14 protein-coding genes and 1 pseudogene are annotated in these 14251 nt (G+C 69.7%); 7 read left to right on the forward strand and 8 right to left on the reverse strand.

Annotated elements, in window-relative coordinates:
• Positions 1 to 146: 146 nt before the first annotated feature.
• Complete coding sequence (locus ACWCRD_RS06085) at positions 147 to 596, forward strand: hypothetical protein (protein ID WP_450964744.1); 450 nt, start codon at positions 147 to 149, stop codon at positions 594 to 596.
• A 35-nt stretch (positions 597 to 631) separates the two neighbouring features.
• Here the strand turns inward: ACWCRD_RS06085 and ACWCRD_RS06090 are convergent, their stop codons facing one another.
• Positions 632 to 1447 (reverse strand): COG4705 family protein, encoded by an 816-nt coding sequence (locus tag ACWCRD_RS06090; RefSeq protein ID WP_450964745.1) that lies wholly within the window; start codon positions 1445 to 1447, stop codon positions 632 to 634.
• A 133-nt stretch (positions 1448 to 1580) separates the two neighbouring features.
• Positions 1581 to 1958, reverse strand: coding sequence for a DUF952 domain-containing protein (locus ACWCRD_RS06095; RefSeq protein ID WP_450964746.1), 378 nt, complete (start codon positions 1956 to 1958; stop codon positions 1581 to 1583).
• 198 nt (positions 1959 to 2156) lie between these two features.
• On the opposite strand from ACWCRD_RS06095, the gene ACWCRD_RS06100 reads away from it, so the two are divergent.
• Entirely contained in the window at positions 2157 to 2360 is a 204-nt protein-coding gene (locus ACWCRD_RS06100; protein ID WP_007383480.1) for a cold-shock protein, read from the forward strand.
• Between the two features lie 220 nt (positions 2361 to 2580).
• The gene (locus ACWCRD_RS06105; protein WP_450964747.1) at positions 2581 to 4032 is read left to right on the forward strand and encodes a DEAD/DEAH box helicase; all 1452 of its coding nucleotides are present in this window, start codon (positions 2581 to 2583) and stop codon (positions 4030 to 4032) included.
• 54 nt (positions 4033 to 4086) lie between these two features.
• On the opposite strand, the gene ACWCRD_RS06110 is transcribed toward ACWCRD_RS06105, so the two are convergent.
• Positions 4087 to 5223: a sugar ABC transporter substrate-binding protein gene (locus tag ACWCRD_RS06110; RefSeq protein ID WP_450964748.1), complete on the reverse strand. Its 1137-nt coding sequence runs from the start codon at positions 5221 to 5223 to the stop codon at positions 4087 to 4089.
• Between the two features lie 270 nt (positions 5224 to 5493).
• On the opposite strand from ACWCRD_RS06110, the pseudogene ACWCRD_RS06115 reads away from it, so the two are divergent.
• A pseudogene (locus ACWCRD_RS06115) lies at positions 5494 to 6552 on the forward strand (chitinase); the annotation flags it as partial.
• Between the two features lie 370 nt (positions 6553 to 6922).
• Positions 6923 to 7768: an SCO2400 family protein gene (locus tag ACWCRD_RS06120; protein ID WP_450964749.1), complete on the forward strand. Its 846-nt coding sequence runs from the start codon at positions 6923 to 6925 to the stop codon at positions 7766 to 7768.
• Between the two features lie 71 nt (positions 7769 to 7839).
• Here the strand turns inward: ACWCRD_RS06120 and ACWCRD_RS06125 are convergent, their stop codons facing one another.
• Entirely contained in the window at positions 7840 to 8433 is a 594-nt protein-coding gene (locus ACWCRD_RS06125) for a DUF4328 domain-containing protein (RefSeq protein ID WP_450964948.1), read from the reverse strand.
• 207 nt (positions 8434 to 8640) lie between these two features.
• On the opposite strand from ACWCRD_RS06125, the gene ACWCRD_RS06130 reads away from it, so the two are divergent.
• Complete coding sequence (locus ACWCRD_RS06130) at positions 8641 to 9816, forward strand: acyltransferase family protein (RefSeq protein ID WP_450964750.1); 1176 nt, start codon at positions 8641 to 8643, stop codon at positions 9814 to 9816.
• A 10-nt stretch (positions 9817 to 9826) separates the two neighbouring features.
• Here ACWCRD_RS06130 and ACWCRD_RS06135 read toward each other — a convergent pair whose 3' ends face one another.
• Positions 9827 to 10501, reverse strand: coding sequence for a nucleotidyl transferase AbiEii/AbiGii toxin family protein (locus tag ACWCRD_RS06135; protein WP_450964751.1), 675 nt, complete (start codon positions 10499 to 10501; stop codon positions 9827 to 9829).
• A 118-nt stretch (positions 10502 to 10619) separates the two neighbouring features.
• Between ACWCRD_RS06135 and ACWCRD_RS06140 the strand changes: the two genes are divergently transcribed.
• Positions 10620 to 11039, forward strand: coding sequence for a hypothetical protein (locus ACWCRD_RS06140; RefSeq protein WP_450964752.1), 420 nt, complete (start codon positions 10620 to 10622; stop codon positions 11037 to 11039).
• Here the strand turns inward: ACWCRD_RS06140 and ACWCRD_RS06145 are convergent.
• The 3 genes from ACWCRD_RS06145 to ACWCRD_RS06155 all read right to left on the reverse strand — a co-directional run bounded on the left by ACWCRD_RS06145 (position 11036) and on the right by ACWCRD_RS06155 (position 14210).
• Positions 11036 to 13003, reverse strand: coding sequence for a YncE family protein (locus ACWCRD_RS06145; protein WP_450964753.1), 1968 nt, complete (start codon positions 13001 to 13003; stop codon positions 11036 to 11038). The two genes, ACWCRD_RS06140 and ACWCRD_RS06145, sit on opposite strands and share 4 nt — an antisense overlap.
• Before the next feature lie 191 nt (positions 13004 to 13194).
• Positions 13195 to 13605 carry a luciferase domain-containing protein gene (locus tag ACWCRD_RS06150; RefSeq protein WP_450964754.1) on the reverse strand — a complete coding sequence of 137 codons (411 nt, stop codon included), beginning with the start codon at positions 13603 to 13605 and terminating at the stop codon, positions 13195 to 13197.
• 71 nt (positions 13606 to 13676) lie between these two features.
• On the reverse strand, positions 13677 to 14210 hold the full coding sequence (locus tag ACWCRD_RS06155) for a GrpB family protein (RefSeq protein WP_450964755.1): 534 nt from the start codon (positions 14208 to 14210) through the stop codon (positions 13677 to 13679).
• Positions 14211 to 14251 lie beyond the last annotated feature (41 nt).

Raw genomic sequence — 14251 nt, forward strand, 5'->3', positions numbered from 1 at the left:
CAGGGGCGGTCCATGGTGCAGTTGCCCGGCTCGGGGTGCAACTGGTGCCACCCCCGGAACGGACCGCTGCGTTACTGACTGTGACCGCCGTATGGCGAAGGCTGGAGGTCGTGGAGGAGAGCCGGAAACGCGAGGGGACCGAACCGATGAGCATGCTGATGACCCGTCAGGAGCACGGGGTCACCCGCCGCGTGGCCGTACCCGGCGTCCGCCGCTGGTACCACCGCTGGCGCACGGAACATGTCCTCGTCTGCTGCGGGCTGGCCCTGCTGCCCTGGCTGGTCGTACTGGCGAGCGGCCTGCCCGGCACCGCCGTCGCCACGCACTGGAACACCGCCTGGGTGGGCCTGGACGCCCTGGAGGCGACGGGCCTGATCGCCACGGGACTGCTGGCCGCCCGCGGCCACCCTCTGCACGCGCTCACGTCCTCCGCGACCGCGACCCTGCTGGTGGCCGACGCCTGGTTCGACACCATGACGGCGGCCCCGGGCGGGGACCAGCTCTCGGCGCTCGCGATGGCGTTCGGCGCGGAGCTGCCGCTGGCGGCGTTGTGCGGGGCGCTGGCGGTACGGGGGCTCGCCCGCCGCACCGCCTGACCGGTTCCACGGCCGTACCGACGCGCCGGCCGGACTCAGACCGCCGCCTCGCCGACGTCCGTACGCGAGACCGCCAGGTAGCCGACGAAGCCGAGGATGGCGACCGTCCAGGACAGGGTGACCGGGCCAAGGCCGAGAGCCAGTCCGCCCCGGTCGTGGCCCATGGCCATCCAGTCGGCGACGGAGGCACCGAGCGGTCGGGTGATGACGTACGCCGACCAGAAGGCGAGCACCGCGTTCAGGCCGCTCCAGCGGTGGGCGACGGCCGGTACCGCGATGGCGGCGGCGTAGACGACGGCCGAACCGAGGTAGCCGAGGCCGATCGTGGCGGTGAGGTCGCCCGCGGCGGTGCCCAGCGCGAAGGTGGCGAGGACCGCCGCCCAGTAGAAGGTTTCGCGGCGCCGGGTGTGGATGCTGTGGATGGAGAGGGTGCCCTCGCTGCGGTACCAGAGGACGAAGACGGCGGCCAGCGCCACCATGAAGAACGGCGTCGAGATCAGATACGGCACCCCGAGGCCGACGTGCAGCACATCGGCGGCCATCGTGCCGAACACGCTGACCACCACGATCGCCGTCCAGTAGATCCAGGCCACGTACCGGCGAACGGCGAACTGCACCACCAGGGCGGCCACGAACGCGACACCGCCGACGCCCACCGCGGGGATCGGGCCGAGCACGTGCGCCAGCCAGTCCGAGGCCGTCTCGCCCATCCCGGTGGTCAGCACCTTGATGATCCAGAAGTAGACGGTCACCTCCGGCACCTTGCTCGCCGCATGCCGTACGCGACCCGTGTGCTGCCCGTGCCGCGAGGGCTGCACGGGCCGGTCGGAGGTGAGGTGATCTGTGGTCATGGCAGGCACGATGACATGACGAACGGCCGTCGCCACAGGCCCCTTTGCCAGAGTTTTGGTGCTTGTAGTCCACGAGTTGCCCGAGCTCTGTCCGAGCCTGAAAGCAACCTGAACGGGAGGGCAGATGTGCTGGTCACGGACGTACGTCGGGTGGTACGTCCGCCAGTCCCGTCGCCCGGCCCTCCTGGTCCCACCGGACCACCAGGACACGCTCCACCGCCTCGCGGTCGAGGGGTCCGAACACATGCGGGAACAGGGTGTCCTCCGCGACTCCCGGCGGCGGTGCGGGCTCGGCCGCCTCCCACACACACTTCGCGCTCAGCCGGGCCTCGTCGATCAGCAGCGCGAGCAGCGGCCGGGGGGCGCTGCCGTAGAACGAATTGACGATCTTGAGCGTGGTCGCCTCGTCGGGGGAGCAGTGGACGAAACCGTCCTTGACCAGGGAGGCAGGGGCGTAGGGCCGGTCGGGACTCGCGTTCCACTCGGCGCTCGACACGACGTGATAGATCATTGCCCGGTTATACCCCAGCATCGCGCCCCGACCTGTGCTACCGTGATAAAAGTGGCAGTTTTGGTTACCAGAGACTTTTGAGTGCTCTTCGACCTTCCGTCGACGAGCACTCTTTTTTGTTCACGTCAGGTCAATCGTTGCTGCGACACCGGGACCGCAAGGTGCGGACCCGGGCACTGCCCTCAAGGGAGATTCAATATGGCATCTGGCACCGTGAAGTGGTTCAACGCGGAAAAGGGCTTCGGCTTCATCGAGCAGGACGGTGGCGGCGCCGACGTGTTCGCCCACTACTCGAACATCGCCACCTCCGGCTTCCGCGAGCTTCAGGAGGGCCAGAAGGTGACCTTCGACGTGACGCAGGGCCAGAAGGGCCCGCAGGCCGAGAACATCGTTCCCGCCTGACGCTGACGCGTACGCACTACGTGGCTGGGGCCCGCACTCTTTGGGTGCGGGCCCCGGCTCGTTGCGTTTTCCCCGCGCTGCGCTCCATTCCTCACCGCATCCTTCACTTCGAATTCTTGATCCGTTCCTTCGGTTTCTTCGGCTACTTCTTGCGAATCCTCATGCGGTCCGTCCGCCGGGAGGCATTCCTCGATACGTGCCGCATCGAGGAGGCTTCCGCATGAACCGCACCGCTCGTACGCATACGAGCAAGAGATCCACCCGTGCCCGTACGGCGGGCCGGGGCCGCCCCGCCGCGTCCGGCGGCGAGTTCGCACTGCCCGTCACCGTCACCCCGGCGCTGCCGCCCGTCGAGGACTTCGCCGAACTCGACATGCCCGAGCGCCTGTTGGCCACGCTCGGCGCCGAGGGCGTGACCGCCCCGTTCCCGATCCAGGCCGCGACGCTGCCCAACTCCCTCGCAGGCCGCGACGTCCTGGGCCGCGGGCGCACCGGCTCGGGCAAGACGCTCGCCTTCGGCCTCGCCCTGCTGGCCCGGACCGCGGGGCAGCGGGCGGAGCCCCGGCAGCCGCTGGCCCTCGTCCTCGTACCCACCCGGGAACTGGCGCAGCAGGTCACCGACGCGCTCACGCCGTACGCCCGAGCGCTGCGGCTGCGGCTCGCCACCGTGGTCGGGGGGCTGTCGATCGGCCGTCAGGCGAGCGCCCTGCGCGGCGGTGCCGAGGTCGTCGTGGCGACGCCCGGCCGGCTCAAGGACCTCATAGACCGGGGCGACTGCCGTCTGGACCAGGTTGCCGTCACCGTCCTGGACGAGGCCGACCAGATGGCCGACATGGGCTTCATGCCGCAGGTGACCGCTCTCCTCGACCAGGTGCGCCCGGGCGGTCAGCGACTGCTGTTCTCGGCGACGCTGGACCGCAACGTGGACCGCCTGGTCCGGACGTATCTCCACGACCCGGTCGTCCACTCCGTGGACCCGTCCGCGGGCGCCGTCACCACGATGGACCACCACGTGCTGCACGTGGAGGACGAGGACAAGCACGCCACCACGACCGAGATCGCCGCCCGCGACGGACGGGTGATCATGTTCCTGGACACCAAGCACGCGGCGGACCGGCTGGCCAAGAAGCTGCTGGCCGTCGGGGTGCGGGCGGCGGCGCTGCACGGCGGCAAGTCGCAGAACCAGCGCACCCGTACCCTCGCCCAGTTCAAGGACGGCCAGGTCAGCGTGCTGGTGGCCACGAACGTGGCGGCCCGCGGCATCCACGTCGACAACCTCGACCTCGTCGTCAACGTCGACCCGCCCGGCGACCACAAGGACTATCTGCACCGGGGCGGCCGTACGGCACGCGCCGGCGAGTCCGGCACCGTCGTCACGCTGGTCCTGCCCCACCAGCGCCGCGAGGTGTCCCGTCTGATGGCCGACGCCGGCATCACCCCGCGGACCACCCGGGTCCGCTCCGGCGAGGCGGAACTGAGCCGTATCACCGGCGCCCAGGCCCCGTCGGGCGTGCCCGTCGTCCTCACTCCGCCCGCCGCTCCCGAGAGCCGCCCGGCGCGTGCGGGTTCCGCCCCGCGGGCCCGGCGCGGCCGTCCCGCCCAGCAGGGCCGCCGCCGGTCCCCGGCCAGGGGCGGCAACGGGACCAAGGGCGGCAACGGGAACGGCCGCTGAAACACGCGCCCGGGACGCTCATGCCTCCCGGGCGGTGGTGCCGCTGCCCCTGGACTACTTCAGCCCGATGGCCGCGCAGTCCGCCGCGTACTTCGCGGTGCAGATGTCCTTGACGGTGTAGACACCGTCCTTGATCACCGTGGACTTGATGTTGTTCTTGGTGAGGGCGACGACGGGGACGAGCATCGCCGGGATGGCCTTCTGGGTGGGGCTGTCGACCGAGTCCTGGGTCAGCGCGTCGAACTCGAGGTTCTTGCCCTGCACCTTGTCCACCGCCATCTCCGCGGCGTTGGTCGCCTCCAGCAGGAACGACTTGTACACGGTCATCGTCTGCTCGCCGGCGACGATCCGCTGCACCGCGTCCAGGTTGGCGTCCTGCCCGGTGACCAGCGGCATCTTGGTGGCGCCCGCCGCCTTCAGCGCGTCGATGGCGGCGCCCGCCATGCCGTCGTTGGCCGAGTAGACGGCGGCTATGTTGCTGAGCCCGACGGACTGGATGGCCTTGGTCATGTTCGCCTTGGCGACCGCGGGCGACCACTTGTCGGTGTCGTACGACTTGACGATGTCGACCCGGCCCTTCAGCTCGCTGAGCGCGCCATCCTTGACGAGGGCCGTGTTCGGGTCTCCGGGGTCGCCGTTGATCATGACGACCTTGCTGGAGGCGGCCTTCTCGCCGAGCGCGTCGGTGACGGCACGGCCCTGCACCTCGCCGACGAGCTCGTTGTCGTGCGAGATGTACGCGTCGATCGGCCCTTGTGCCAGCCGGTCGTACGCGATCACGGGTATCCCGGCGTCCTTGGCCTTCTGCACATCCGGCGCGATGGCCTTGGCATCGACCGCATCCACCAGGATGACGTCGACCTTGGCGTCGATCATCTCCCCGAACTGCTTACTCTGCTTGCCCACGCTGGCACCGGCGTTGGCGTAGCGGACCTTGCCCTTGCCATGGGTGAGGGAGGCGACCCGCTCCTTGATCAGGGGATGGTCGAACTTCTCGAACCGCGCGGTGTCCGTGTCGGGCAGCAACAGCCCCACCGTGATGTCGTCGCCCTTCTGCGGACTCGCGGAAGTGCTGCTCCCACTGACGCTGTCGATGACACCGCACGAGGAGAGAAGGAGCGCCGAGGCGGAGACGAGCACGGGGACGACGGCGAAACGACGCGCGCCGGTTCTGCGGGGGGTGTGAGCCATCACTTGCAGGTGCCTTCCGGGCAGTGGAGGAGCGGACCACCGGGTGAGCAAGAAGCCAACGGGCCCGTGGAGACCACGTCAAGACATCTGGTTGTCATCCCTTCAACTTCCTACGGAATCTCCTCATCCGGGTTCGGCATCCTGCGAAGGCCCCAGAAGGGTCAGGTAACTGTAAAGAACCTTGACAGACAATTGGTCTAGTCCAAATATGGTCGTCTGTTCGCCCCCACACCTCCCCTCTTCCTCTCCGCCATCCCCCTGGGAGCGTCAATGAGACGACCGCGTCCTGCTCTTCGTGCGTTGCTGTCCTGCATCACCGTGACCGGCCTGTCGGCCGGTCTCGTCGCGCTCGGGGGAGGTGGGGCGTTCGCAGCGGATGCCGCGCCCTCGCGGCCCGTTGCGCCCATGCCCGCCCATGTCGCCGCGCCGTACTTCGAGGCGTGGACCGGGCAGAGCCCGGCCCAACTCGCCGCCGCCTCCGGGAACAAGTACCTGACCATGGCGTTTCTGCAGACGGACGCCGCCGGTTCGTGCACCGCGTACTGGAACGGCGACACCACCCAGCCCGTCTCCAAGGGGACCTTCGGCGCCGACATCGCGGCCATCCAGGCCCGCGGCGGCAACGTCGTTGCGTCCTTCGGCGGCTACGGCGCCGACACCACCGGTACCGAACTCGCCGACAGCTGCACCAGCGTCGACGCCATCGCCAAGGTCTACGAGGGCCTGGTGACGACGTACGGGATCTCGCGGATCGATCTCGACGTCGAGGCCGACTCCATCAACAACACCGCCGGGATCGACCGCCGCAACAAGGCCATCGCCCAGGTCGAGCGGTGGGCCGAACGCACCGGGCGGCGCGTGCAGTTCTCGTACACCCTGCCCACGACCACCACCGGGCTCGCACCGAACGGCGTGGCCCTTCTCAAGAACGCCGTCGACAACCACGCGCGCGTGGACGTCGTCAACATCATGACCTTCGACTACTGGGACGGCGCCACCCATGACATGGCCGCCGACACCGAGACCGCCGGTGCCGGGCTCGTCGGCCAACTCGCCGCGCTCTACCCCAAGAAGAGCCAGGCCAGGCTCTGGCACATGGTCGGTATCACCGAGATGCCCGGAATCGACGACTTCGGTCCGCAGGAGACCTTCACCACCCAGGACGCGGTGAAGGTCGAGCAGTGGGCCGAGGCCAAGGGCATCAACACCCTTTCCTTCTGGGCGCTGCAGCGGGACAACGGCGGGTGCGTGGGCACCGCCGGCTCCAACTCCTGCTCCGGGATCGCGCAGGACACCTGGTACTTCAGCCACGCCTTCGAGCGGTTCACTCGCTGGTAGGCCAGGCGGGCTCAGCACGGGAACCGCGCCCGCACATCCCGTCCGTGACCGGCCCCTTCACCGGGGCCGGCGCGTGCCGCGGCCGTCGTCCGCGCCCTCACCTGTACCGGCCGCAGGAACGACGGCAGCACCGTCGACATCCCGGTGAGTGTGATCAGTGCCACGGACTTGCGCATCGCCTGGAAGCTCCGGCGCTGACCTGGTCGTTCGACCGCGGTGTGCAAGACGTGCAGAGAATCCGCGCAGGAGAAGCACACGGGCGTTACACGGTCTTTCGAAACCCTCGTTACCGTTGCAGCCCGTTCGAACTCGCATGCATCTTCGGTGCATCTCCCCGTGCGAAGGGTCAGGAAGACAGCGGATGGACTACTGCTCCTCATGCCGCCGGCACCTCAACGGCGCCCTGGTGTGCCCCGGTTGCGGTGCCTACGCCCCCGACATCGCACCGGTGACCTCCCACGGCCGCCCCGCCCCGGCCCCCGCCGCGACGGCGATGTGGCCGGAGGTGGAAGAGCCCCCGGAGACCGACGCATACGGTGACGCCGAGACCGGCGCCGCGGCCGCGATACCCCTGTCGGAGGGGCGGGCCGCCCGGCGCAGGCAGCGGGCCCGCTGGAAGAAGAACCAGCGCAAGGCCGTGGTCGCGACCGCCGTGGCGCTCGTCGGCGGCGGCCTGACCCTCGCCTCGATGGACCGCGGTTCCGGCCACCGGGCCGAGGCGGCGACGGCGACGGACCTCTCCAGCATGGGCTCCGAGGACGGGACCGCGGACCAGAACGCCCAGCCCCCGGCGGCCGGCACGGGCAAGCACCGCAAGCCCGACGCCACGCCCGACCGCTCCGCCACGAGCGGCACGGCTCAGCAGCGTTCCGGGGTCACGGCGTCCCACACCGATTCGGCGCGGACGCAGTCGTACACCCCGGCCGCGCACTCGACGCCGGCGACGAAGCCCGCCCAGCAGGGCTCCGTGGCCACCGTGCACACCCCCTCCGTCGACACGACGCCCGTCACCGGCGGCACGACCACGACCACCCAGACCCCTTCCGCGACGCCCGCGGGCAGCACGGGTTCGGGTACGTCGAGCACGTCCGGATCCTCCGGAACGTCGGGGTCCTCCACCACCTCGGGCACGTCCCAGTCGGACAACACGTCCTCGGCGACCTCCCCGTCGGGGATCTGCGTACTCGGTCTGCTGTGCGTCAGCTGACCTGACCTTCACCCGCACCATGACCCTGGCCGTGACCGGCCAGGGTCGACTGGTTTCCAACGGCTCTCGTTCTACGGCCGGTCCAGATGCCGCTCCTGTACGGCGGTGACGGCGCGGACGACGAAGATGCCGGCCACGGCCGCGCCGACGACCGCGGCGTCGGACGCCAGGAGCTGCCATACGTGGGTGTAGGCGCGGGCGATGAGCTCGTCGGTGGAGTCGCCGTACATGAGGCCGACTCCGCTGAGCATGCCGATCAGCCACAGGCCCCACCACACGTTCAGGGAGCGGGGCAGCCGCTCGCTGGGGGCGCTGGCGCGGTAGGCGTCCGCGATGATGCCGCGCGGAAACCACAGGTTGACGACGGGCACCACCCAGCCGAAGTAGACCCACGGCCCCGAATAGCGCGGCCTGGTCCCGGAGAGTTCGCGCGCGTTGTCCCGGACACGGCCCGTCCACACCAGGAACGCGATCGCACAGACCGCCGCCGCGAAGCCCGACACCGTGGTGACGAGGTGGTACGAGTCCTCCAGGGAGGTCAGCGGACGGTGCACCCCATCGCCCTGGTCCGGCGGCCCGGAGGCCGGCTCCCCCGCCATCGCGAGCCGGATCTGCCATACGCCCCGCGCCGCCCATCCGAGCCCGGCGAGGGCAAGGGCGGTCATGGTGGCGATGCCTGCCGCCCGGACCGGTTGCAGGGCGGGGGCGGGAGCAGCAGCGAGGGGTCCTATGTGATCGTTCACCGGGGCATCCTCGCCGACGACGAGCGACGACCGCCACATCGACATGCCTGGCGGCGGGCCTTCACTCGTCCTTCACTGAACCCCGTTGCTGCCTGCGACGTATGAGTCGCTGTGGGTGGTGCCGCGCCCATGAACCGCGACCGGGCCGAAAGGAAGGGCCGAACGATTTTACTGGAATCGATCCGTTCCGACAGCAGGAATACCGATGTGGACGGTACGGGGGAATTAGAAACAGGCAGTCATGTGCCGGGGCTTGACGGGCTCCGTGGGGTGGCTGCACTGTATGTGGTTCTTTTTCACTGCTGGTTGCTTGCCTTTCCGGGGTTTCCCAGGAACTCGGGTCCCCTGTGGCTGGGCTGGCTGATGTACGGGCGACTCGCCGTCGTCTTCTTCCTCGTGCTGTCCGGGTTCTCGCTGGCGCTGTCGCCCGCGCGCAACGGCTGGCATCAAGGTGGCGTTGTCCGGTTTCTGCGGCGGCGGGCCCGGCGGATCCTTCCGCCGTACTGGGCGGCGCTCGTGCTGAGCGTGGCGGTCGCCCATTTCGTGGTGCGTGCCTCGCACCACGGGCCGCCGGATCACAGGACGGTCGTCGTGTACGGCCTGGTGCTCCAGGACATGTTCACGGCTCGTACGCCCAACGGTGCGTTCTGGTCGATCGCCGTGGAGGCGGAGCTCTATCTCCTCTTCCCGGTGCTGCTCTTCCTCCGGCGGCGGCTGGGGGCGGCGGTTGTGGTCAGCGGTGTGACACTGCTGGTGGTCGCACGGGGCCTGCTCGCGGGAAACGCGTCCCCGGTCGAAGGTGACAACTGGCTGGCCCCGAATCTGGTGCCCGTGTTCGTCGCCGGTCTGATCGGCGCGGGAGTCGTCGTCGCGCGGGAGAAGGTCCGGCGGATGCCCTGGCACTGGCTTGCGGCGTCGGCGGTGGTTCCGGTCCTGGCACTCATCGCCGTCAAGGGATCGGCCTGGACGGTGCATCACTACTTCTGGGTGGATCTCGCCGTCGCTCCCGCCATGGCGATGTTCCTTGCCGGGATCGCCACTGGGAGGCCTGCCTTCCTTTTGCGGCTCCTTGCCACGCGGCCCATGCGCGGTCTCGGCGACTTCTCGTACAGCCTCTATCTCATCCATCTGCCGATCGTGATGATCGTGGTGCGGAAAATCGCCCCGCACTATGTGTCGGCGGGGCTGCCCACGTTCTGTTTCACGGTGGTTGTGGGGCTGTCGGCTTCGGTTCTGTCGGCATGGCTGTTCTCAGAAGTCTTTGAGATGCCCTTCAAGCGGAAACGGGAGCCGCGGGCCGCGTGATCCCGGTGGCTCACTCGTCCTCCGGCGGCTTCCCTTCCAGGAGGCGTTCGGCGATGTCGTCGGCCCATACCTGGGCCCATTGGCGGAGTTCCGCGATCGCGCCCGCGTCGAGCCCGTAGGCGGCGAACTCCCTGTCGTCCATCAGGTCCGCGCCGGACAGACGCGCCTGAAGGTCGGTGAGGTCGAAGGTGTCCCGGGCGTGGCGGCGGCCGAGTTCCTCGAGTTCGGGGTGGGTCCAGCGGTCCGCGGCCGCTCGGACGTCGATGAGGTCGCGCGCAAGGCCCCGGTCGGCCAGGGCCCAGACCCTGGTGCCGACGACGTCCTCAAGGGAGAGGGCCGGACCGTACTCGGTCTGTACCGGCGGCCGCCACATGACCTCCTTGAGGACGTCCACCTCGCACTCGTCGCCACTGTCCGGGTCGGTGACGATCAGCTGTGCGGAGAGCGGATCCGTCTCCAGCACCCGCACCTGCCAGCCCCGTTCCTCCAGCCCGGTCCGTACGGCGGCGCCGATCCGCTCCATGTCCTCGGGGTTCTCGGTGGCGACGTCGAGGTCCTGGCTGAGGTGCTCGACCAGGCCGTGCGCCTGCGCGGCACAGTCGCCCGTGAGGACGAGCGGGTAGGCACTGCCCACGGCGAGCACGTCGGTCAGGATGCGACGCTGCAGGTCGGTCAGTGCGGCCATGTCCGGATTATGGCTCGTGGGAGCCGCACTCAGGCGCGATCACCGCGGGACCGGGCAGCGTGTTGTCGTTAGGGTGATCCCCATGCGATGGGGGGATCGTCCGATATGGGTCCGGTGTGTGGCGGCGGTGTACGTCATCGGCTTCCTGGAAGGCACGGGAGCGCACGCGTACTTCCTGGCGACAGGCGGGCTGCATACCTTCGGCTACGCGCCGCTGCCCGTCCAGCTGCTGTTGCACGCGCTGTTGCTGCTGGATCCGCTGGTCGCCCTGCTGATCGTCCGGGCCCACCCGAGTGGCCCGCTGCTCGCCGCCGCGGTCATGGTGCTGGATCTGGCCGGCAACTGGGATGTCGCATGGCATGCCGTGCTGGCGGATCCGGTGGCCTTTCTGCGTCCGGTCGGGCTGTTGCCCATGACCGTGTTCGGCATGTTCGTCGTGTTCAGCGCGCTTCCGCTGCGGCAGGCGTTGGCGAACGCCGGAGCGCCGGGTGATGGCAACCGCCACCGGCCCGGCGCTCCTCACGCATCCGTCGACTAGTTGGTGAAGTACAGGTACTTCCAGTCGCTGTACGTGTTCGAGTTGACGTTGTCGCCCGACGAGTTGTTGATGTACGCCGCGCGGACGCGGGCCTTGATGCCGGACTGGCCCGGGGCGCCCAGGCTCACCGCGGACTTGCCGTTCGAGCCGAGAGCGAAGTACTGCGGGCTGCCCTCGGTCGCGTACCACTTGCCGTTGTAGTAGACCTCGAGCTCGAGGCGCTGCTTGCGGCCCGGGTAGTACGTCATGGTCGTCGTGACGACCGGTGCGGTGCTCTTGTGGAACCAGTAGTACGTGTGCGAGCCGATCGCTGCCTTCTTGTAGTTCTTGGTGACGGCCGTGGAGACCTTCACCCTCGCGTAGCCCGTGGACTTGACCGTCCTGGGTGCGTAACGGGCGTCGCCCTTGAAGACCGCGGTGACGTCGGTGTCGCGGGTCATGTCGACGGTCGCGGAGATGTTGCCGCCTGCGTCGACCGTGCCCGTCTTCAGCAGCTTGTTGGGCTTGTCGCCGCCGTAGGGGTTGGCCCAGATCTCCACCGTGCGGTTCTTGTACGTCGTGCCGAGGTGCGCGGTGAACTTCACGTCGGTGCCGTACGAGTACACCTTGCCGTTGTTGTTCAGGCTCAGCGAGGTCGCGGTGCGGGAGACGGCGACCTTGTCGCTCGCGCTGACCGCCGAGTGGACGTCGTCGCCCGCGTACGCGACCTTGTAGGTGGCCGTGCCGCCGGCCGGCGGGGTGTCGGAGAAGGAGTACGTGCCGTCGGCGTTCACCGTGACGGCGGGCAGCGCCCTGCCGTTCGGGGAGTCCAGGTCGGTGCGGGTGACCTGGAGCTTCACGCCCGTCGGCAGCGAGTACGACGCCGAGATCCTGCCGGTGACGGTGAGCTTCTTGCCGCGGGTCGCCGTCGCCGGGGCGTTGACCGTGAGGGTCGGGTTGTTCATCGTCGGGTCGGTGAGCGCCTTGAGCGTGTAGCCGCCGTTCGCCGCGTCCGTGCCGACGAGCGCGAAGAGCCTGGAGGTGTCCGGGGCCCAGGCCAGACCGGCCGTGCGCTGCGTGCCCATGTCGTAGGCGTGCAGCACCTTGGTGGCGCCCGGCCGGTACGTGAGGATCTTGCCGCCGCCGGCCTGGGCGACCAGGCCGTCGCGGGCGACGTCGGCGAGCTGCCCGGCCGGGTAGGCGCCGGCCTTGCTGAACTTGCCGTCCGCGTACGCGTCCCGGTCCGTGCCGTTGACGATCACCTCGTTCCAGCCGGCGGCCAGGTCGATGTCACTGATGCCGCTGTTCAGCGTGTAGTCGCCGAAGTACCAGGCGGTGAGCTTGGGCGTGCCGCTCGACACGTCGACCACGGCCATCGAGTCCGTGGAGATACCGGTCTGCCCGATGGCCAGGACGCCCGGCCGCAGCGGGTCGGTGTCCAGCAGCGCCTGGCCCCACAGGCCGGGCGAGGTGCCCTCGGTCGGGAACTGCGCCATCGTCACCGGGTTGGTGCCGCTCGCCGGGTCCACCGTCGGATCGACCGAGCCCAGGTCGCCGTCCCACTGGTCGCCGTAGGTGAACCACACCTTGCCGCTGGTGAAGGCCACGTGGCGCGGGCCGGTGTCGGTGGCGACGGCATAGCGGGCCTTGACGTCGAGGGTGGCCGCGTCGATGGCCACTATCTCGTGAGAGCCGGGCGCGGCCGCGTACACGGTGGCCCCGTCGTCCGAGACGGCGATGTCGCTGACGCCGGTGACGCCGCTCACCGAACCGAGGACGGCACCGGAGTAGTCGGTGACCGCGACGGTCCCGGCGGAGCTGTCACCGACGAACACCCGCTTGAGCGGGCCGTCCGCGACGATGCCGCCGGGCGAGGTGACGTGAGCGGTGGCCGCCGAGGCGGTGCCCGCCCCGAGGACGCTCAGCGCCGCCGAGCCGAAGAGGACCGCAAGCGCTGTCGCGGTCGAGATGCTGCGCGTACGCACAGTGTTGTAACCCCCACAGGAAAACCCGGTGTCACCGGGGAGATGAGTGCGCCGCGCAGCACCCGGACATGACCGCTCTACGGCGGTGACGCGCGGGGCGCGGCTGCCGGGAGCAGCGTATGGCATGCCCGTGACAGTTGTGGAGAGGGTTTCCGGTGTGCGGACGTCCCGTGCAGGCCCTGCTGCCGGCCTTATCCGACCTCGTCGGCCTCGTCGTCGCCATCGGCCTCGTCGCGGGCCAGCACCGTCACGCGGTGGAAGTTGCACAGGGCCGGCGCCCGGCGCCCCGGCTGGGCGGAGTGGGCCTTGAGGGCGACGCTGACCAGGCTGAGCAGCAGGTCGACGTCCGTCTCGCAGTCGAGATGGACGGTGACCCAGCGGGAGCCCGGCACCAGACGGATGGCGGTCGACTCCGCGAAGTCGTAGTGCAGCCGCTGGATCGCGCGGGTGGTGAGGTGCAGGTCCACGTCCCGCTCGGAGTGGAAGTGCACGATCTCGTCCCGCACGGAACGCAGCGCCCGGCCGGTGCCGCAGCCGGCCTCGCACGGGCTGAGGTCGGGCCACGCGGCCAGCTGATCCATGGCTCTCTGCGCCGGTGTCATGCGCCCATGGTGCGGCGCTCACCGCACGGACACCAGGGCTTGAGCGATCCGTAACCCGCAGGAGACCTACCTCACTTGGGCCCCTTTTCCCAGACGGCCTCCGGCGGCAGACCGCGCTCCGCGCGGGCCCGGTCGGTCAGCTCCTGCACGAGGGCCGTCTTCGCACGCGAGTAGTCCCGGGCCGGGGTGCCGGCCGCCACGAGGGCCCGCTTGAGTGCGGCGTACCGGGCCGCCTCCTCGGGGTGGGCGCGCAGGTAGTCCCGCAGGATGCGCTGGTTGCGGGTGGGCCAGCTGTCCTGTGTCACCACGTGCAGGATGTGGCTGCGGACACCGGCGTCGGCGCGGACGTACAGGAGCCGGTCGGTCATTCCGTTGTCGTGGGGGAGGAAGCCGAGCGCGGCGAGCGCCGGCTCGTGGGGGCCGACCTCGGCGAGGTCCGGTACGGCCGCCATCAGGTCGATGACGGGCTTGGCGGCCAGGCCCGGGACGGCGGTGGAGCCGATGTGTTCCAGCGCGAGGAACAGGCCGGGGGCCGCCGCGCGGAGGGCGTCCGCCGCAGTGGATGCCTTGCGGGGCCAGTCGGGGTCGTAGTCGACCACGCGCACCGCCTGCACCTTATGCCCAGCCCTGGAAGCCCCGTTGACCT

It is taken from the genome of Streptomyces sp. NPDC002092, assembly GCF_053593775.1.